Origin of the sequence: Caulobacter sp. FWC2, assembly GCF_002742625.1 — a bacterium.
Taxonomy (GTDB): Bacteria; Pseudomonadota; Alphaproteobacteria; order Caulobacterales; family Caulobacteraceae; genus Caulobacter.
The window spans coordinates 2,276,259-2,294,372 of record NZ_PEBF01000001.1 but is presented as its reverse complement, the minus strand read 5'-3'; the positions used below and the strand labels follow the sequence as shown (position 1 = coordinate 2,294,372).

Below are 18,114 nucleotides of genomic sequence, written 5' to 3'. Positions count from 1 at the left end.
AAACGCCTTTCTGGCGACGACGCGCCATCCGATCCGCGCCATCCGGCGCGACAACACCACCTCCTCGCGCCATTCGTGACGCGACAGGCAAACCATCCAGTCCGCGCTTCACGCGCGGTAGGGAAAAACGAAACCCCCAATGGGCTGCGCCGCACCCGACCGCCTTTGGCACCCGACCCTTCGCAACCGCGCTGACGGTGCGACGGTCGGCGACGCGCGCGCCCTTCATTCAGAACGGCGACCGGGCCTTGCGCCCGCCGCGCGCCGTGGAGACTTCCTTAATGTCGAAGAAGATGCTGATCGACGCAGCACACGCCGAAGAGACGCGTGTGGTCGTCGTGGACGGAACCCGGGTTGAAGAGTTCGATTTCGAAAGCCAGACTCGCAAACAGCTTCGCGGAAATATCTACCTCGCCAAGGTGACCCGCGTTGAGCCCAGCCTCCAGGCTGCGTTCATCGAGTACGGCGGTAACCGCCACGGTTTCCTGGCGTTCAACGAAATCCACCCGGACTACTACCAGATCCCGGTCGCCGACCGTGAAGCGCTGATGCGCGACGACTCGGGCGATGACGATGACGACACCCCGGTCTCGCGTCGCGCCTCGGGCGGCGACGACGAGGACGACGTCAACGGCGGCCACGCGGTCGATGACGACGATGATGACGTCGAAGAAGAGCTGGCGCGCCGCAAACGCCGGCTGATGCGCAAGTACAAGATCCAGGAAGTTATCCGCCGCCGGCAGATCATGCTGGTCCAGGTCGTCAAGGAAGAGCGTGGCAACAAGGGCGCCGCCCTGACCACCTACCTGTCGCTGGCCGGCCGCTACGGCGTCCTGATGCCCAACACCGCCCGTGGCGGCGGCATCAGCCGCAAGATCACCGCGGTGTCGGACCGTCGCCGCCTGAAGAGCGTGGTCAACAGCCTGGACGTGCCGCAGGGCATGGGTCTGATCGTGCGCACGGCCGGCGCCAAGCGCACCAAGGCCGAGGTCAAGCGCGACTACGAATATCTGCTGCGGCTGTGGGAAAACATCCGCGACAACACGCTGCACTCGGTCGCCCCGGCGCTGATCTACGAGGAAGAAGACCTCGTCAAACGCGCCATCCGCGACATGTACGACAAGGACCTGGAGGGCATCTGGGTCGAGGGCGACGCCGGCTATAAAGAAGCGCGCGACTTCATGCGCATGCTGATGCCGAGCCAGGCCAAGAAGGTCTTCAACTACCGCGACCCGACCCCGCTGTTCGTCAAGCACAAGATCGAGGACCATCTGGCCCAGATCTATTCGCCGGTCGTGCCGCTGCGTTCCGGCGGCTATCTGGTGATCAACCAGACCGAGGCCCTGGTCGCCATCGACGTCAACTCGGGCAAGGCCACGCGCGAGCGCAACATCGAGGCCACGGCCCTCAAGACCAATGTCGAGGCCGCCGAGGAAGCCGCTCGCCAGCTGCGCCTGCGCGACCTAGCTGGCCTGATCGTCATCGACTTCATCGACATGGATGAAGGCAAGAACAACCGCACGGTCGAGAAGGTCCTCAAGGACGCGCTCAAGGACGACCGCGCCCGCATCCAGATGGGCAAGATCTCGGGCTTCGGTCTGATGGAGATCAGCCGCCAGCGTCGCCGCACCGGCGTTCTGGAAGGGACGACCCACGTCTGCGAACACTGCGAAGGCACCGGCCGCGTCCGCTCGGTCGAGTCCAGCGCCCTGGCCGCCCTGCGCGCGGTCGAGGCCGAGGCCCTGAAGGGCAGCGGCGCGGTGATCCTGAAGGTCTCGCGTTCGGTCGGCCTGTATATCCTGAACGAAAAGCGCGCCTATCTGCAGCGCCTGCAGGAGACCCACGGCCTGCACATCACCGTCGTGGTCGATGACAGCCTGCACGCCGGCGACCAGGAGATCGAGCGCACCGAACTGGGTGAGCGCATCGCCATCGCCCCGGCGCCGTATGTCGACGAAGACGACGACTTCGATCCCACGGCCTTCGAGGACGAGGACGAAGAAGAAGACGAAATCATCGACGACGAAGACGAAGACAGCCTCGAGCGCGAGGATACCGACGACGACGACGCCTCGGCCCGCAAGCAGACCCGCGAAGACGATCGCGGCGACCGCAAGGGCCGCCGTGGCCGCCGCGACCGTGGTCGTGGTCGGGGGCGTCGTGACGAGCGCGAGACCGAAGGCGAGGCTCCGGCCGAAGCCGAAGTCGAAGGCGACGAAGACGAGCTCGAAGGCGACGCCGAAGACCGCGCCGAGTTCGGCGATGACGATGACGGCGCCCGTCGCCGTCGCCGTCGTGGTCGCCGCGGCGGCCGTCGTGGCGGTCGCGAGGACGGCGATCGTCCGACCGACGCCTTCGTCTGGATCCGTCCGCGCGTCCCGTTCGGCGAGAACGTCTTCACCTGGCACGACCCGGCCGCCCTGGTCGGCGGCAACAGCGAACCGCGCCGCCCGGCGCCGGAAGCCCGCGCCGAGCGTGAAGAGACCGCCGAGCGTCCGGAACGCGTCGAGCGCGAGGAACGTCCGGCCCGCGAACGCGGTCGTCGTGGCCGTGACCGTGGTCGCCGCAATCGCGACGACGCTCCCGTGGTCGAGGCTTCGGCCCAAGCGACCTCGGCCGTCGACGCGATCAGCCCCGCTGAACCCGCAGAGCCCTACGAAACGCCGATCCTGGCTCCGCCGGTGATCTCCGGGCCGCCGTCCGACGTCTGGGTCGAGCTGCCTGAAGCCGAGGAAGCGCCGAAGAAGCCCAAGCGCGCCCGTTCGCGGAGCAAGAAGGCCGTCGCCGAAGAGGCCGCGCCGGAAGCCGCTCCCGAAACGGCCGTCGAGGCCGTCGCCGAAACCGTGACCGAGAGCGTCGCCGTGGTTCCCCCGAAAGCGACTCCGGAACCTGTACAAGCGCCGGCGCCCGAGCCGATCGTGGAAGCGCAGCCGGAACCCGTCGTCGAAACGGCCCCGGCCGCTCCCGCCGAACCGGATCCGAACGAGATCACCACCCCGCCCGAAAAGCCCCGCAAGGGCTGGTGGCGCCGGTAGGCTGACCTGATGAGGGCCCGCGTGTCGAAAGATGCGCGGGCCTAAATCGTCGCGAAGCCGAAGCGAGACCCTTGTTCCCTCGTCTCCGACTTCCAAGTTAGACTGGTCGTGGTTCGCGGGGGCGCGATCTGGAGATCACTCAATGACCTCGCGTAGCGGGCAAGCTGGGAGGCGACTCGGCGTGGCTTTGTCCGCGCTGGCCGTGCTCGCGTCCGGAGTTCCCCAGGTCGCCCTGGCCCAGGATAGCCCCTCCCTGATCCGGGACACCGAGATCGAGGAAATCCTCCACCACGACGCCGACCCGATCTATGCGGCGGCGGGCCTGGATCCCAGGACCGTGCGCATCCTGATCGTCGGCGACAAGTCGCTGAACGCCTTCGCGACCCAGGGCCTGCAGATGGGCCTGAACACCGGTCTGATCCTGCAGACCGAAAATCCAAACCAGCTGCGCGGCGTCATCGCCCACGAAACCGGACACCTGGCCGGCGGCCACCCGATCCGCTCGGGCGAGATGACGCGCGCGGGCCTCAAGCCCATGATCCTGACCATGGGCCTGGGCGTCCTGGCCGCTCTAGCCGGGTCCGCGGACGGCGCCGCCGTCCTGCTGGGCAACGCCCAGTATGCTGGCGCGCTGGGCGCTCTCGGCTACAGCCGCGAACAGGAATCACGCGCCGACCAGGCCGGCGCCGGGTTTCTGGAAGCCACCGGCCAGTCGGGCCGGGGTCTCGTCGAGTTCTTCGACAACTTCCGCTATCAGGAAGTCTTCGATCAGGCCCGCCGCTACGAATATTTCCGCAGCCACCCCCTGTCGTCCGAACGGATCGAGGTGCTGCGCAGCCGCGTCGAACGCCAGCCGCACTACAGCGCCGTGGACACGCCGGAGGATCTGGCCCAGCACGAGATCATGAAGGCCAAGCTGGAAGGGTTCCTGAACCCGCAGATCGCCTTGATGAAGTACAAGGAGAGCGACACCGGCTTTCCGGCCCGCTACGCGCGCGCCATCGCCTACTACCAGATGAAGGAGCCCGACCGGGCCCTGCAGCTGCTGGAGCCGTTGATCGCCGACCACCCGGACAATCCCTACCTGTGGGAGCTGAAGGGGCAGATCCTGTTCGAGTTCAACCGGGTGGCCCTGGCCGAGGAGCCGCAGCGCAAGTCGGTGCAGCTGAAGCCCGACGCGGCCCTGCTACGCGTCAATCTCGGCCAGACCCTGATCAACCTGAACGACCCCAAGAAGATCGAGGAAGGCGTCCAGGAGCTCAAGCGCAGCCTGCTGAACGATCCCGACAACTCGGTGACCTGGCGCCTGCTGGCCCAGGCCTACGACACTCAGAAGAAGGACGGCGAGGCGCGCCTGGCCACCGCCGAGCAGTACTATTCGCTGGGCGCCGTGCGCGAGGCCCGGGTCTTCGCCATGCGGGCCCGCGAGCTTCTGACCAAAAACACCCCCGACTGGCGCCGCGCCACCGACATCGTCCTGGCCTCGCGCCCCTCCAACCAGGACCTGAAGGACCTGGCCAAGGACAGCGTGGCTCAATCGACCCCTGGCCTCTAAGCCACTTTCCCCTCCACGTCCGAGATTCGTATGACCCTGCTCCGTCGCGCCGCGACCCTCGCTCTCCCCCTGGCCGTCACCGGCATGGTTCTCGCCGGCTGCGGCCCGGCCAAGCCCGACAAGGCCTTCGGGGAAAAGGTCCGCGCCTATCTGCTGGAGCACCCCGAGGTGCTGATGGAGGCCAGCCAGAAGCTGCAGGAGAAGCAGGCCGCCCAGCAGACCGCCTCGGCCCAGAAGGCCATTGGCCAGTATCGCCAGGCCATCGAGCGCGACCCGCGCGACATCGTCATCAATCCGAACGGCTCGATCACCGTCACCGAGTTCTTCGACTATCGCTGCGGCTATTGCCGCCACGCCGCGCCCGAGATCGTCGAGCTGGTCCAGAAGAACCCGGACGTCCGCCTGGTGCTGAAGGACTTCGTGATCTTCGGCCACGACAGCGAAGCCGCCGCCCGCCTGGCGCTGGGCGCCAAGGACCAGGGCAAGAGCCTGGAGCTCTACAAGGCGCTGATGGCCGAGAACGCCCTGGACGCCGCCGCCGCCCTGCGGATCGCCGCTGGTCTTGGCATCGACATGACCAGGGCCAAGGCCGCCGGCGAGAGCGAGGCCGTGACTCAGCATCTGGCTGACACCGACACCCTGGCCAAGACCCTGCAACTGTCGGGCACCCCGGCCTTCATCGTCGGCGACACCCTGGTTCCCGGCGCGGACATCAACGCGCTGAAGCTGGCGATCGACCAGACGCGCGCGGCCAAGGCGAAGGCGGGCTGAGGAGACGCCCTCGTCCTTCGACAAGCTCAGGATGAGGGCGACTTCACCCGCGCATCATTTGAAAACCTCACCCTGAGCTTGTCGAAGGGCGAGGTTTTCAGCGTCCGAGGTCAGATCAGCCCGCCCAGCGGCGAGCTCGGATCGGCGTACAGGCGCTTCTGCATCCGGCCGGCGAGATAGGCCTCACGCCCCGCGATGACCGCGTGCTTCATGGCCTTGGCCATGCGGATCGGATCCTTGGCCTCGGCGATGGCGGTGTTCATCAGGATGGCGTCGCAGCCCAGCTCCATGCCGATGGCCGCGTCCGAGGCCGTGCCGACGCCGGCGTCGACCAGCACGGGCACGCCGGCGTTCTCGACGATGATCCGCAGGTTCACGCGGTTCTGGATGCCCAGGCCCGAGCCGATCGGCGCGCCCAGCGGCATGATCGCCACGGCGCCGGCCTCTTCCAACTTGCGGGCATAGACCGGATCGTCCGAGCAATAGACCATCACATGGAAGCCGTCGGCGACCAGCAGCTTCAGCGAGCGCAGGGTCTCTTCCATGTCCGGGAACAGGGTCTTGGGGTCGCTGAGGACCTCCAGCTTGACCAGGTCCCAGCCACCGGCCTCTCGGGCCAGGCGCAGGGTGCGCACGGCGTCCTCGCCGGTGAAGCAGCCCGCCGTATTGGGCAGATAGGTGAATTCGCTGGGCTTGACGTAGTCGACCAGCAGCGGCTGCGTCGGGTCGGTCAGGTTCACGCGGCGCACGGCCACAGTGACGATCTCGGCCCCGGCCGCGCGGGCGGCGGCGGCGTTGGTCGCATAGTCCTTGTACTTGCCCGTGCCGACGATCAGGCGCGAGCGGAAGGTGCGGCCGGCGACGGTCCAGGTTTCTTCGGTGTCCGGCGTCGAGACGGTGTCGGGGGAAACATGCGCGTTCATGGGGGTGGTTTACGCCCGGGAAGCCGGCGTTTCAAATGCGGAGGATCAACCGCCGCCGATAAACGTCACGATCTCGATGCGGTCGCCGTCCGCCAACTCCGTGTGGGCATAGGTCGAGCGCGGCGCGATTTCGAGGTTGCGCTCGACGGCCACCTTGCGGGCGTCCAGGCCCAGGGCGCCCACCAGATCGGCGATCGTGACGACGTCGGCCACGTCCCGCTCTTCCCCGTTCAGTAAAAGCCTCATCTCACCTCCGAAGCGAGCCGTGCTTGTGACCCGGCGGAACCGGCTATACAAGACCCTCGGAATCGACGGCGGAGCCGCATGGTAAAACCGATCCACGTGCTGAGCGGACCTAACCTCAACCTGTTGGGGACCCGCGAGCCTGAGATTTACGGCAAGGACACGCTCGAGGATGTCCGGACGCGCTGTGAGGCGCGGGCGGCTTCGCGCGGCGTCGAGGTGGTCTTCCGCCAGTCCAACCATGAGGGTGTGCTGATCGATTGGGTGCACGAGGCGCGTGAGTCGGCCTCGGCGCTGATCATCAATCCGGCTGGCTACGGCCACACCTCGATCGCGCTTCTGGATGCGCTCAAGGCCTTGAGCATTCCGGTGATCGAGTGCCACCTGTCCAACCCGGCGGCGAGGGAGGAATTCCGCCGCCACACCTTCGTTTCGCTGGCCGCGACCGGGATCGTCTCCGGCTTCGGCGCGGCGAGTTATGAACTGGCGCTTGAGGCTGCTTTCGGCCTGATCCGCGTTTAACAACGATAACGCCCGGCGTTTTTCCGCCGCCGAGGCGCTCAAGAGAACAAGGTAAGCTTCCATGTCGAACCCCAAGGCCCCCGCCGAGCCGGTCGAAGCTCCGGCCATCGACGCCCGTCTGGTCCGCAAGATCGCGGACATCCTGAAGGACACGGGCCTCACGGAGATCGAGGTCGAACACGGCGGCCTGAAGATCCGCGTGGCCCGCGAACTGACCGCGCCCCCGGTCAACTACGTCCAGGCTGCCGCCCCGGCCTACGCCCCGGCGCCGGTCGCCGCCGCGCCTGCAGCGCCCGCCGCCGTCGAGGCCGCTCCGGCTCCGGCCGCCGCCCGTGGCGACGCCGTGAAGTCGCCGATGGTCGGCACCGTCTATCTGTCGCCCCAGCCGGGCGCGGACGCCTTCGTCAAGGTCGGCGACAGCGTTTCGGCCGGCCAGACGCTGCTGATCGTCGAAGCCATGAAGACGATGAACCCGATCGCGGCGACGAAGGCCGGCAAGGTCATCGAGATCCTGGTCGCCGACGCCCAGCCCGTCGAGTTCGGCGAGCCTCTCGTCGTCATCGAGTAACGCTCATGTTCGACAAGATTCTCATCGCGAACCGGGGCGAGATCGCGCTCCGGGTGCACCGCGCCTGCAAGGAAATGGGCATCGCCACCGTGGCGGTCCACTCCGAGGCCGACCGCAACTCCATGTGGGTGCGCCTGGCGGACGAAAGCGTCTGCATCGGCCCCGCGCCCGCCGCCAAGAGCTACCTGAACATCCCGTCGATCATCGCGGCGGCCGAGATCACCGGCGCCCAGGCGATCCACCCCGGTTATGGCTTCCTGTCGGAGAACGCCCGCTTCGCCGAGATCGTCGGCGCGCACGGCTTCACCTTCATCGGTCCCAAGCCCGAGCACATCCGGATGATGGGCGACAAGATCACCGCCAAGCAGGCCGTGAAGGACGCCGGCATCCCGGTCGTCCCCGGCTCGAACGGCGGCGTCTCGACCGAGGAAGAGGCCTTCGCGGCCGCCGACGAGATCGGCTTCCCGGTGCTGATCAAGGCCGCTTCCGGCGGCGGCGGTCGTGGCATGAAGGTCGCCCAGACGCGTGAAGACCTGGCCGAAGCGGTCTCGACCGCCCGCGCCGAGGCCCGCGCCGCGTTCGGCGACGACACGGTCTATATGGAGCGCTACCTCCAGAAGCCGCGCCACATCGAGCTGCAAGTCATCGCCGACAGCCACGGCAACGTGGTCCATCTGGGCGAACGAGACTGCTCGCTGCAGCGCCGCCACCAGAAGGTGCTGGAAGAAGCCCCCTCGCCGGCCCTGTCCGCCGACGGGCGCGCCAAGATCGGCAAGGTCGTCGTCGACGCGGTCAAGGCCATCGGCTACCTGGGCGTCGGGACCATCGAGTTCCTGTGGGAGAACGACGAGTTCTTCTTCATCGAGATGAACACCCGCCTGCAGGTCGAGCACCCGGTCACCGAGGCCATCACGGGCATCGACCTGGTGCGCGAGCAGATCCGCATCGCCGCCGGCCTACCGCTGTCGTTCACCCAGGAAGACGTCGTCTTCGAGGGCCACGCGATCGAGTGCCGGATCAACGCCGAGAACGCGCGGACCTTCACGCCCTCGCCGGGCGTGATCACGGACTTCCACGCCCCCGGCGGCCTGGGCGTTCGCCTGGATTCGGCGATCTACACCGGCTATGCGATCCCGCCCTATTACGACAGCCTGATCGGCAAGCTGATCGTGCACGGCCGCGACCGCGCCGAGTGCATCGCCCGCCTGAAGCGCTGCCTGGGCGAAATGGTCGTCGGCGGCATCGAGACCACGATCCCGCTGTTCCAGGACCTCCTGGTGCAGCCCGACATCCTGGCCGGCGACTACGACATCCACTGGCTGGAACGCTGGATCAAAGCGCAAGAGGCTTAGGTCCGGAACAGCGATGGACGACGCCTTCACGGTCGACGATCTGATCGCCTGCTACGCGCGCGGCGTCTTCCCCATGGCGGACGCCCGCGAGGACGAAAGCCTCTTCCTGATCGATCCCGAGCGGCGGGGCGTCCTGCCGCTCGGGGACTTTCACATACCCAAGCGCTTGGCCCGCACGGTCCGCAACGGGCCGTACGAGGTGCGGATCGACACCGCCTTCGACGCGGTCGTGGAAGCGTGCGCGGCCTCAAGACCCGGGCGGGTCGAGACCTGGATCAACCACCCCATCCAACGCCTCTACGGCCAGCTCTATGCGCGGGGTCTGGCCCACAGCGTCGAGACCTGGCTGGGCGACGAGATGGTCGGCGGCCTCTATGGCGTCTCACTGGGCGGGGCGTTCTTCGGCGAGAGCATGTTCTCGACCGCGCGCGACGCCAGCAAGGTGGCGCTGGTGCATCTGGTGGCGCGGATGCTGGCTGGCGGCTACCAGCTGCTGGACACCCAGTTCCTGACCGAGCACCTGACGCAGTTCGGCACGGTCGAGATCAGCCGCGTGGACTATCGCCGACGGCTGGCCAAGGCCTTGACGGTCCAGGGCGACTTCTACGGCTTGGCGGGTGGCGCGACCGGGATCGTCTGCTTGCAGGCGATCAGCCAGGCGTCATAGACCGGATGCTGCAGCGGGTTCAGGCCCGGCGAGCTGGCGTACATCCAACCCTTGTAGACCTGACGTCCGGGCGGCGCGGCGCGGCCGGCCTGGGCCTTGGGCTGGGTGTCGACCACTACATAGGCCGCCGTCTCCGGCGCCACCTCGTCGGCGGCGGCGGTCTCGCAGGCGCGGACGGTGAAGATCAGGGTCTTGTAGCGGATCGGCTGACCGACCGGGACCTCGAACCGCATGGTCTCGGTCGTGACCTTGTCCAGAGCCTGCAGGATGGCGATCGTGTAGCGCTGGCGCTTGGCCGGCTCGGGCGGCTTGGCCGGGGTCGTCGCGGCCGCCTTCGGCGTGGTCGCCGTGGCGGGCGGCGGCGAAGCCGGGGGAACGGGATTGGCGACCGCAGGCGACACCGTGGTCGGCTGAGCCGGACGCAACTCGCCCGGCGTCGGCGCGGGCGTGACGGGGCGCGGAGCCGGCGCGACCGGGGCCTGGACGGCCGCGGGCGGGGTCTGGGCCTGCGGGGCGCTGTTCTGGCGCGCCACGGCGGCGCCCGTCACGGCCAGGCCGGACAGGACCGCACCAAGGGCCGTGACTTTGGCGACCAGGGACGCCCGGCGGGCCATCGAGACTATTCCGGCTTCCAGGCTTCGTAGTCGCTGGTCGCGGCCGCGCGCTCGCCGCCACGGGTCAGCGAGCCCTTCGGGCGCCAGGCGTGCACGGTGCCGGTCAGGTTCGGGATGTGATCCTTCTCCCAGTCGCGACGGTTCAGCGGCGTCTGAGTGGGGACTTCGTCAAAGGTGTAGTGCAGCCAGCCGCTCCAGTCCGGCGGAACCTTGGAGGCCTCGGCATAGCCGCTGTAGATCACCCAGCGGCGCTTGCGCGCGTCATAGCTGTCGCTGTTGTCGCGGGCTTCGAAGTAGCTGTTGCCGTAATCGTCCTTGCCGACAAACACGCCGCGGCGGCCGATGTGGAAACGCTGACCAATGGTCGCGCCGTTCCACCACGTGAAGATCGCTTTCAGCACTACGTTCGCACCCGAATTTATAAGGCCCAGAAGGCGCACTCAGCAGGCCGCGACACGCACGGCGAAGCGGCCGGACTATAGGGTTTCGCGCCCTCAGCGTCCAGCGTCGCGCCGTCTGCCGCAACTTCAACATCTTGTGGATTAGAGCCCCCGCACCCGCAACATCTATTGAGGCTCGGCGATCAAGGTTCTAGCGTGGGGTGCGACCTTACGCGCATCCCAGCGGCACGGAATCAGCCGTTAGGAACTTGGTAAGACATCAGACTGGCCGACCAGATCCGGAACTCGCCCATGCGCACCCCCGCCAAAGCCGCCGGAAGTGTTCCCGCGATGGAGTGGCGCGACCTCGAGCGCGCCGACGAGATCGTCGTGGTCTCCGCGCCCAGCGCCTGGAGCGACGCCCGCGTCGAGGCCTGGCTGGACTGGGCCGGCGAGATCGAGCCAAAGGCCGCGCTGGGTGGCGGCCCGGCCCGCTACGCCGAGCGCGTGGCCCAGGCTGGCCTGGCGCGCGGCCTGTTCGGTGACAAGGCCGACGCCAGCGCCTTCCGCGAGGCCCTGCTGGCGACCATGCTGTCGGGGATCGCCACGCCGACCGGCGGCCAGGCGGGCCTGGACCTGTTGCCCGAGATCGCCGAATTCGAGTTCCAGAGCATCGTCAGGCAGAGCCTGGGCCGTCGCCGTGGCCGCGCGCTTGCTGCTCAGGCCTCGGCACGGCTGGACGCCGCCCTGGCCCAGGTGGCCGACGCGGTCCGCCGCTGCTCGGGCGATCCGCGCGCCTGCGCCGACGTCCGCAAGAACCCCGCCCTGGCCCGAGCCGCCCGCAAGGCCCGCGAACTGGGCGCAGACGACCGCACCATCCTCGACGCCATCGCCACGGCCGACGCCCCGCGCACGCCCCTGGCCGAGCCATCGGTCGTGGCGGAGATGGCGATGGTCACCTCGGCGTCGCGTCAGGACGTGGCCGCGGGCAACGAGGCCGCCGCCTTCGCCGCCCAGGTCGGCTGGGAGACCAGCGCCCTCACCCTGGCCCTGTCGCCGGTGGACGCCGAGCTTCTGTCGCGCGGCGTCGAGATCGGCGCGGCCATCGACGCCAGCGCCTTCCTGGACGCCGACGGCTTCGACGTCGAGCGCTTCACCTATGTCTGCCACCTGTGGGCCACGGCCCTGGAGCTGGAGCGCGGCGAGCGCCCCGCCCGCCTCGGCCTGGCCGGGGTCGGCGACTGCCTGCTGAGCCAAGGCTGGGCCCAGACCAGCATCGAGGGCCGAGACGGCGCGGCCGTCCTCTGGGCCCTCGCGGTCGGCGCGGCGTTGTCGGCCAGCGCCGAGGCCGCCGCCGTCATGGGTCCGGACGCCGCCTTCGCGCAGGACAAGCAAAGCGTGCTCAAGACCCTGGCCGAGCGCCGGGTCCGCGCTGCAGCCTTGCGCTCGGCCCTGGCTACCGAGGCCGCCGCCGCCCTGGCCACCGCCCACGCCCTGGCCCGCAAGCACGGCCTGCGCTCGGCCGCCCTGGTCGGTCCGTTCGAGGACCTGGAGGCCAGCCTGCGCCTCGGCGGCGCTCCGGTCGGCCCTGCGGGCGCCATGTCGCCGGTGTCGGTCGCCCAGACCGCCGACGGCTTCCTGCTGCCGACCTTCAGCGCCGCCACCTTCGAGGCCCTGTCCAGCGAAGGCGCCGACCTGGACGCCGCCCGGCGCCACGCCCTGGGCCTTGGCTCGCTGGCGGAAAGCCCCGCGATCGACCACGCCATGCTGCAGGCGCGCGGCTTCACCGCTCACGAGATCGAGAAGGCCGAGCACGCTCTTCGCGAGAACCATGGCATGCGCGCCGCCTTCGCCCCGGCCGTGATCGGCGCGGGCTTCCTGCGCGACGTGCTGGGCGCCTCGGCTGAGGACGTGGCCCGCCGCGACTTCGACACCCTGGCCTTCGCCGACTTCTCGGCCGCCGAAATCGCCGCCGCCGAGCGCCACGCCCTGGGCGCAGGTTCGCTGGGCGACTGCGAAGCCCTGAACCCGGAGTTGCGCGAGGCCTTCAAGTCGGTCGAGGCGCCGGTCCTGGCTGATCGCCTGGCCATGCTGGCCGCCGTCGAGGCCTTCGCCTGTCTGCCGACTGCGGTCCCGATCCCCGTGCCTTTCGACAGCCGTCCGGCCGACGCCGTCCGCGCCCAGGCCGCCGCCGCCCGCTCCGGGATTCGAGCGCTGCGTCTGCAGCGCGCCGCCGCCCCGACCGACTTCAAGCTAAACCTGCCCGACGAGCCCGCCGCCGAAGCGCCACGCGCCGCTACGCCCCTTCGCGAACAGATGGCGCGCGATCCTGTCGTCACCGAGCGGGTGGTCGAGAAGATCGTCGAGCGCGATCGCTCGCGCCGCCGCCTGCCCGATCGCCGCAAGGGCTACATCCAGAAGGCGGCTGTCGGCGGCCACAAGGTCTATCTGCATACCGGCGAGTACGAGGACGGCGAGCTGGGCGAGCTGTTCATCGACATGCACAAGGAAGGCGCGGCCTTCCGCAGCCTGATGAACAACTTCGCCATCGCCGTTTCTCTGGGCCTGCAACACGGCGTGCCGTTGCACGAGTTCGTCGACGCCTTCGTCTACACCAAGTTCGAACCGGCGGGCCCGGTCACCGGCAACGACTCGATCAAGTCGGCGACCTCGATCCTGGACTATGTCTTCCGAGAGTTGGGCGTGTCGTATCTGGGCCGCGACGACCTGGCCAATGGCGATCCGGGCGAGTTCAACGCCGACGGCCTGGGCGCGGGCAAGGGCCGCCCGGGCGACGAGCTCGACGAGGCCGAGGCTGCTCCCGTGCCGGCCAGTCTGTTCATTTCAAAGGGTTTTTCGCGCGGCGCCGCGCATGACAACCTGGTCTTCGCCTCGTTCGGCCGCCGGCGCGTGGAAGGCCAGGATCGTCCCGGCGCCGAGGGTGAGATGTGCCCGGCCTGCGGCGATCTCTCGCTGACCAAGCGTGGCGGCATGACCGTTTGCGACACCTGCGGGGCCCAGTCGGACCGTCCAGGACCGATGGCCTCGTCTTGACCGTGTTCGGTTGGCGTTAAGCTTGCTGCGGCAGGGTGCGAACGCCCTTTTCGCGTAGGACCTGCGCCAGAATGAAACCGATCGCCCTTCTTTCGGCCCTCGCCGTCCTGGTTCTAGCCAGTTCGGCCAACGCCCAGAACGCCGGCCAGATCTCGGCCGTCCGCAACGGCGCCAACTGTCCGCGCTGCAACCTGTTCCAGGCCGACCTGTCGAACCTGGAGCTGAAGAACAAGAACCTGGCCGGCGCGCGCCTGCGTCAGGCCGACTTCTCGACGGCGATCATGAACCGCACCCGCTTCACCGGCGGCGACCTGCGCGACGTCAACGCCTATGGCGCTGTCATGACCGGCGCCAGCTTCGCCCGCGCGGACCTGACGAACTCAAGCTTCGTCGGGGCCTATCTGCAGGGCGCGAATTTCTCCGGGGCCAGACTATCGGGCGCCAACTTCTCGGGCGCGGAAATGGACCGCGCGGTCGGCCTCACCCAGGCCCAGCTGGACCAGGCCTGCGGGGATGGTTCTACCTATCTTCCGGGCAAGCTGCGCATCCCGCTCTGCCGTTAAATCCCCGTCATTACCGCAATTTAAGTGGCTTCCAGGCGGCCGTCGGTTCAAACCGTAACTCACACAGTCGCTTATGGACTGAACGGAGAACTTGATGTCCCGCCTGGGCGCTTCCATCGCCGCGTTGACCCTGAGCCTGCTGGCCATGTCCGGCCAGGCTCAGGCCTCGATCGAAGACAAGGACGTCGCCAAGCTGACCTCCTTCGGCGGGATGTGCGCCAACTGTGATCTCGCCGGTCGCAAGCTGATGAACGCCAAGTTCACCGGCGCCAACTTCGCCAAGGCCATCCTGATCGGCGCCGACCTGCGCGGCGCGATGTTCTACGGCAGCAATTTCCAATCCTCGGACCTCAGCCGCGCCGACCTGCGCGGCGCAGAGATGCGCGGCGCCAACTTCACCGGCGCCAATTTCACCGACGCCCGCATGTCCGGCATCGAGAGCAGCGGCGCCAACTTCACCGGCGCCACCCTTCTCCGCGTCGACCTGTCATCGGCCGAGCTGCACGCCGCCCAGTTGAACGGCGCCAACCTGCAGAAGGCGCGTTTCACCAATGCCGAGCTGATCGCCGCCAACCTGTCGGGCGCCAACGCCCGCGACGCCGACTTCTCGAACGCCGACATCAACCACGCCAATTTCCAGGGCGCGCGCTTCGACGGCGCCCGGTTCCGCAACGCCGACATGACCGGCTCGAACCTGCGCGGCGCCCTCTTCAACGGCGCGGACTTCCGCAACGCCGACCTCTCCATGGTCAATCTGGGCGGCGCCGACCTGTCGAACGCCCGGGGCCTGGAACAGGATCAACTGGACGAGGCCTGCGGCGACAGCGCCACCCGCCTGCCGTCGGGCCTGACCGTCCGGCCGTGCAACGGGATCAAGGGTGGACGCTTCATGCTGCTGCGCGAAGTGCCCAAGGCCCCGCCGGCCCCGCCCGCGCCCCCGGCCCCGCCATCGCCCAAGAAGTGGTGATCGGCGCTTAAGGCCAACCGACCAAGAAAAAGCCCTCCGATCGCTAGACCGGAGGGCTTCTTTGTATCTGGGCTCTCGCCCGCGCTTACACCTTGATAGGCGGCGCGGTGCGGATGTGCAGCTCCTTGAGCTGCTTGTCGAGCACGTTGGCCGGCGCGTTCATCAGCAGGTCCTGGCCCTGCTGGTTCAGCGGGAAGGCGATGACCTCGCGGATGGCGACCTGGTCGGCCAGCAGCATGACGATGCGGTCGATGCCGGGGGCCAGGCCACCGTGAGGCGGCGCGCCATAGCGGAAGGCGTTCAGCATGCCGCCGAACTGGTCCTCGACCACTTCCGGGCCATAGCCGGCGGTGGCGAAGGCCTTCAGCATGATCTCGGGCTTGTGGTTCCGGATCGCGCCCGAGCACAGCTCGTAACCGTTGCAGACGATGTCGTACTGGTAGGCGCGGATGGTCAGCGGATCCTGGGTCTCCAGGGCCTCCAGACCGCCCTGCGGCATCGAGAACGGGTTGTGCGAGAAGTCGACCTTCTTCTCTTCCTCGTTCCACTCGAACATCGGGAAGTCGACGATCCAGCAGAACTTGAACTGGTTCTCGTCGACCAGCTTCAGCTCCGTGCCGACCCGCGTGCGGGCCAGGCCGGCGAACTTGGTGAACACCGACGGATCACCGGCCACGAAGAAGGCGGCGTCGCCGGCGCCGAGGCCCAGCGATTCCATCAGGGCTTGCGTCGGTTCGCCCAGGTTCTTGGCGATCGGGCCGCCCCAGCCGCCTTGATCTTCCGACCAGAAGACGTAGCCAAGACCCGGCTGGCCTTCGCCTTGGGCCCAGCTGTTCATGCGATCGCAGAAGGCGCGGCTGCCGCCGGTCGGCGCAGGGATCGCCCAGATCTGGTTCTTGGCGTCAGCGCCCAGGATCTTGGCGAACAGGCCAAAGCCGCCGTCACGGAAGTGCTCCGAGACGTTCTGCATCTTGATCGGATTGCGCAGGTCCGGCTTGTCGCTGCCGTACCAGGCCATCGACTGGGCGTAGGTCAGGCGCTCGAAACCCTTGTGTTCGAACGATTGACCGAAGTCGTTGGTAAAGGTGTGGGTTCCGCTGATCGGCGAGACCGGCTTGCCGTTCGAGAACTCCTCGAACACGCCGTGCATGACCGGCTCGATGGCCGCGAACACATCTTCCTGCGTCACGAAGCTCATCTCGACGTCGAGCTGGTAGAATTCGAGGCTGCGGTCGGCGCGCAGATCTTCGTCGCGGAAGCACGGGGCGATCTGGAAGTAGCGGTCGAAGCCCGAGACCATCAGCAGTTGCTTGAACTGCTGCGGCGCCTGCGGCAGGGCGTAGAACTTTTCCGGGTGCAGACGCGAGGGCACCAGGAAGTCGCGCGCGCCTTCCGGCGAGCTGGCCGTCAGGATCGGCGTCTGGAACTCGTTGAAGCCTTGCGCGAACATGCGGTTGCGGATCGACTGGATCACGCGCGAGCGCAGGACGATGTTCTTGTGCAGGGTCTCGCGACGCAGGTCGAGATAGCGGTGCTTGAGGCGGATCTCTTCCGGATAGTCGGGCTCGCCAAAGACCGGCAGCGGCAGCTCGGCGGCCTCGGACAACACTTCGACGGCCGAGACGCGGATCTCGATCTCGCCGGTCGGCAGGTTCGGGTTCACGACGCTGGCGTCGCGGGCGACGACCTCGCCGTCGATCTTGATCACGCTCTCGGCGCGCAGGCGCTCGACGATCGCGAAGCCCGGGGTCTCCGGGTGCAACACGAGCTGCGTCAGGCCGTGGTGGTCGCGCAGATCGATGAAAACCAGGCCGCCATGGTCGCGCTTGCGGTGGATCCACCCCGACAGGCGCACCGAGGAACCGGTGTCGGAGGCGCGCAGGGCGCCGCAGTTGTGGGTGCGATAGGCGTGCATGGAGGTCATGAAAGTCTTGAATACGCGGTGATTTGCAAGGCGCGGTAAGGCGCACGTGGGCGCCGGGATGTCAAGGATTCTGGGACGGCCAATGGGACGGGTCTCGCGCTTGCACGGCCCGTCCGCGGGAGCTTTTCAGCCTCAGGCGGCCTCGACGATAGCCAGGAAGTCCTTGGCCTTCAGCGAAGCGCCGCCGACCAGGGCGCCGCCGACGTCCGGCGCGGCCAGGATCTCCCGGGCGTTCTCGGGCTTTACCGAGCCGCCGTAGAGGATCTGGATGGCGGCGCCCTGCTCGCCGAACAGGGCGATCAGTTCGGCGCGGATGGCCGCGTGCATCTCGATGATATTGTCGACCGACGCCACGTGGCCCGTGCCGATGGCCCAGAGCGGCTCATAGGCCACGTTAAACGCCTTGCCGGCCAGGCTGGGCGGCAGGGAGTTGTGCAGCTGGCCGACGACGAAGGCCACCGCCTCCCCCGCTTCGCGCTGATCCAGGCTCTCGCCAACGCAGACGATGGGCTCCAGGCCCGCCGCGATGGCCGCTTCGGCCTTGGCGGCGACCTGCTGGCAGGTCTCGCCGTGGTCGGTGCGTCGCTCGGAGTGGCCGACGATGACCAGGGTTCCGCCGGCGTCGGCGATCATCTCGGCCGAGATGTCGCCGGTGTGCGCCCCACTGGCCTTGCCGTGGCAGTCCTGACCGCCGGTCAGCAGATGAGACCCCTCGACGGCCTCGGCGAGGCGGTGCAGCAGGGTGGCGGGCGGGAAGATGGCCACGCGGGCCCCGGCGGGCTGGCGCTCCAGGCCCGCGGCGACGGCGCGCGCCTCGTCGAGCGCGGCGGAGAGGCCGTTCATCTTCCAATTTCCCGCGATCAGCGGCCGGGGAGTCGTGTTCGATAAGGTCATGAAGGCCTTCTTGGGGTCACGGTCCCTTGGGAAGTCAAGTCCACGCCGCTTGCCCACGCGCACACGGCTCTACTATACCCGC

General features: G+C 68.2%; 17 protein-coding genes. 11 read left to right on the top strand and 6 right to left on the bottom strand.

Going from position 1 to position 18,114, the window contains the following annotated elements:
• Nucleotides 1-139 precede the first annotated feature (139 nt).
• The 4 genes from CSW62_RS10990 to CSW62_RS10975 all read left to right on the top strand — a co-directional run bounded on the left by CSW62_RS10990 (nucleotide 140) and on the right by CSW62_RS10975 (nucleotide 5,361).
• Entirely contained in the window at nucleotides 140-358 is a 219-nt protein-coding gene (locus tag CSW62_RS10990; RefSeq protein ID WP_099577706.1) for a hypothetical protein, read from the top strand.
• On the top strand, nucleotides 282-3,035 hold the full coding sequence (locus CSW62_RS10985; RefSeq protein ID WP_099577703.1) for a ribonuclease E/G: 2,754 nt from the start codon (nucleotides 282-284) through the stop codon (nucleotides 3,033-3,035). The genes CSW62_RS10990 and CSW62_RS10985 overlap by 77 nt, the downstream gene beginning before the upstream one ends.
• 142 nt (nucleotides 3,036-3,177) lie before the next feature.
• On the top strand, nucleotides 3,178-4,590 hold the full coding sequence (locus tag CSW62_RS10980; protein WP_099577701.1) for a M48 family metallopeptidase: 1,413 nt from the start codon (nucleotides 3,178-3,180) through the stop codon (nucleotides 4,588-4,590).
• A 30-nt stretch (nucleotides 4,591-4,620) separates the two neighbouring features.
• Nucleotides 4,621-5,361, top strand: coding sequence for a DsbA family protein (locus CSW62_RS10975; RefSeq protein ID WP_099577699.1), 741 nt, complete (start codon nucleotides 4,621-4,623; stop codon nucleotides 5,359-5,361).
• Between the two features lie 110 nt (nucleotides 5,362-5,471).
• Here CSW62_RS10975 and CSW62_RS10970 read toward each other — a convergent pair whose 3' ends face one another.
• Together CSW62_RS10970 and thiS are read right to left on the bottom strand one after the other, a co-directional pair.
• The gene (locus CSW62_RS10970; protein ID WP_099577697.1) at nucleotides 5,472-6,284 is read right to left on the bottom strand and encodes a thiazole synthase; all 813 of its coding nucleotides are present in this window, start codon (nucleotides 6,282-6,284) and stop codon (nucleotides 5,472-5,474) included.
• Between the two features lie 45 nt (nucleotides 6,285-6,329).
• On the bottom strand, nucleotides 6,330-6,530 hold the full coding sequence (thiS, locus tag CSW62_RS10965) for a sulfur carrier protein ThiS (RefSeq protein ID WP_099577695.1): 201 nt from the start codon (nucleotides 6,528-6,530) through the stop codon (nucleotides 6,330-6,332).
• 78 nt (nucleotides 6,531-6,608) lie between these two features.
• Between thiS and aroQ the strand changes: the two genes are divergently transcribed.
• From aroQ to aat, 4 genes are all read left to right on the top strand, one after another.
• Nucleotides 6,609-7,049, top strand: a complete 441-nt coding sequence (gene aroQ, locus CSW62_RS10960; protein WP_099577693.1) for a type II 3-dehydroquinate dehydratase — start codon at nucleotides 6,609-6,611, stop codon at nucleotides 7,047-7,049.
• A 61-nt stretch (nucleotides 7,050-7,110) separates the two neighbouring features.
• The gene (gene accB, locus CSW62_RS10955) at nucleotides 7,111-7,617 is read left to right on the top strand and encodes an acetyl-CoA carboxylase biotin carboxyl carrier protein (protein WP_099577691.1); all 507 of its coding nucleotides are present in this window, start codon (nucleotides 7,111-7,113) and stop codon (nucleotides 7,615-7,617) included.
• Between the two features lie 5 nt (nucleotides 7,618-7,622).
• The gene (accC, locus tag CSW62_RS10950; protein ID WP_099577689.1) at nucleotides 7,623-8,969 is read left to right on the top strand and encodes an acetyl-CoA carboxylase biotin carboxylase subunit; all 1,347 of its coding nucleotides are present in this window, start codon (nucleotides 7,623-7,625) and stop codon (nucleotides 8,967-8,969) included.
• Nucleotides 8,970-8,982: 13 nt separating this feature from the next.
• On the top strand, nucleotides 8,983-9,636 hold the full coding sequence (gene aat, locus CSW62_RS10945; protein WP_099577687.1) for a leucyl/phenylalanyl-tRNA--protein transferase: 654 nt from the start codon (nucleotides 8,983-8,985) through the stop codon (nucleotides 9,634-9,636).
• Here aat and CSW62_RS10940 read toward each other — a convergent pair.
• Both CSW62_RS10940 and CSW62_RS10935 read right to left on the bottom strand, forming a co-directional pair.
• Nucleotides 9,573-10,250 carry a DUF2155 domain-containing protein gene (locus tag CSW62_RS10940; RefSeq protein ID WP_099577685.1) on the bottom strand — a complete coding sequence of 226 codons (678 nt, stop codon included), beginning with the start codon at nucleotides 10,248-10,250 and terminating at the stop codon, nucleotides 9,573-9,575. The two genes, aat and CSW62_RS10940, sit on opposite strands and share 64 nt — an antisense overlap.
• A gap of 5 nt (nucleotides 10,251-10,255) precedes the next feature.
• Nucleotides 10,256-10,651 (bottom strand): NADH:ubiquinone oxidoreductase subunit NDUFA12, encoded by a 396-nt coding sequence (locus tag CSW62_RS10935; RefSeq protein ID WP_099577683.1) that lies wholly within the window; start codon nucleotides 10,649-10,651, stop codon nucleotides 10,256-10,258.
• 291 nt (nucleotides 10,652-10,942) lie between these two features.
• On the opposite strand from CSW62_RS10935, the gene CSW62_RS10930 reads away from it, so the two are divergent.
• From CSW62_RS10930 to CSW62_RS10920, 3 genes are all read left to right on the top strand, one after another.
• Nucleotides 10,943-13,684, top strand: coding sequence for a ribonucleotide reductase (locus tag CSW62_RS10930; protein WP_099577681.1), 2,742 nt, complete (start codon nucleotides 10,943-10,945; stop codon nucleotides 13,682-13,684).
• A 71-nt stretch (nucleotides 13,685-13,755) separates the two neighbouring features.
• Nucleotides 13,756-14,247 (top strand): pentapeptide repeat-containing protein, encoded by a 492-nt coding sequence (locus tag CSW62_RS10925; RefSeq protein WP_099577679.1) that lies wholly within the window; start codon nucleotides 13,756-13,758, stop codon nucleotides 14,245-14,247.
• A 94-nt stretch (nucleotides 14,248-14,341) separates the two neighbouring features.
• Entirely contained in the window at nucleotides 14,342-15,214 is an 873-nt protein-coding gene (locus CSW62_RS10920; RefSeq protein ID WP_099577677.1) for a pentapeptide repeat-containing protein, read from the top strand.
• Between the two features lie 85 nt (nucleotides 15,215-15,299).
• On the opposite strand, the gene aspS is transcribed toward CSW62_RS10920, so the two are convergent.
• Both aspS and tpiA read right to left on the bottom strand, forming a co-directional pair.
• On the bottom strand, nucleotides 15,300-17,138 hold the full coding sequence (gene aspS, locus CSW62_RS10915) for an aspartate--tRNA ligase (protein WP_199170570.1): 1,839 nt from the start codon (nucleotides 17,136-17,138) through the stop codon (nucleotides 15,300-15,302).
• A gap of 132 nt (nucleotides 17,139-17,270) precedes the next feature.
• Complete coding sequence (gene tpiA, locus CSW62_RS10910) at nucleotides 17,271-18,032, bottom strand: triose-phosphate isomerase (RefSeq protein WP_099577675.1); 762 nt, start codon at nucleotides 18,030-18,032, stop codon at nucleotides 17,271-17,273.
• Nucleotides 18,033-18,114 lie beyond the last annotated feature (82 nt).

Excerpts from the sequence above, each read along its gene's own strand:
- CSW62_RS10970 (WP_099577697.1), bottom strand. The coding sequence starts at position 6,284 with ATGAACGCGCATGTTTCCCCCGACACCGTCTCGACGCCGGACACCGAA.
- CSW62_RS10990 (WP_099577706.1), top strand. The coding sequence starts at position 140 with ATGGGCTGCGCCGCACCCGACCGCCTTTGGCACCCGACCCTTCGCAAC.
- CSW62_RS10930 (WP_099577681.1), top strand. The coding sequence starts at position 10,943 with ATGCGCACCCCCGCCAAAGCCGCCGGAAGTGTTCCCGCGATGGAGTGG.
- CSW62_RS10975 (WP_099577699.1), top strand. The coding sequence starts at position 4,621 with ATGACCCTGCTCCGTCGCGCCGCGACCCTCGCTCTCCCCCTGGCCGTC.
- aat (WP_099577687.1), top strand. The coding sequence starts at position 8,983 with ATGGACGACGCCTTCACGGTCGACGATCTGATCGCCTGCTACGCGCGC.
- CSW62_RS10920 (WP_099577677.1), top strand. The coding sequence starts at position 14,342 with ATGTCCCGCCTGGGCGCTTCCATCGCCGCGTTGACCCTGAGCCTGCTG.
- tpiA (WP_099577675.1), bottom strand. The coding sequence starts at position 18,032 with ATGACCTTATCGAACACGACTCCCCGGCCGCTGATCGCGGGAAATTGG.
- CSW62_RS10925 (WP_099577679.1), top strand. The coding sequence starts at position 13,756 with ATGAAACCGATCGCCCTTCTTTCGGCCCTCGCCGTCCTGGTTCTAGCC.
- thiS (WP_099577695.1), bottom strand. The coding sequence starts at position 6,530 with ATGAGGCTTTTACTGAACGGGGAAGAGCGGGACGTGGCCGACGTCGTC.
- CSW62_RS10985 (WP_099577703.1), top strand. The coding sequence starts at position 282 with ATGTCGAAGAAGATGCTGATCGACGCAGCACACGCCGAAGAGACGCGT.
- accB (WP_099577691.1), top strand. The coding sequence starts at position 7,111 with ATGTCGAACCCCAAGGCCCCCGCCGAGCCGGTCGAAGCTCCGGCCATC.
- CSW62_RS10980 (WP_099577701.1), top strand. The coding sequence starts at position 3,178 with ATGACCTCGCGTAGCGGGCAAGCTGGGAGGCGACTCGGCGTGGCTTTG.
- aspS (WP_199170570.1), bottom strand. The coding sequence starts at position 17,138 with ATGACCTCCATGCACGCCTATCGCACCCACAACTGCGGCGCCCTGCGC.
- CSW62_RS10940 (WP_099577685.1), bottom strand. The coding sequence starts at position 10,250 with ATGGCCCGCCGGGCGTCCCTGGTCGCCAAAGTCACGGCCCTTGGTGCG.
- aroQ (WP_099577693.1), top strand. The coding sequence starts at position 6,609 with ATGGTAAAACCGATCCACGTGCTGAGCGGACCTAACCTCAACCTGTTG.
- accC (WP_099577689.1), top strand. The coding sequence starts at position 7,623 with ATGTTCGACAAGATTCTCATCGCGAACCGGGGCGAGATCGCGCTCCGG.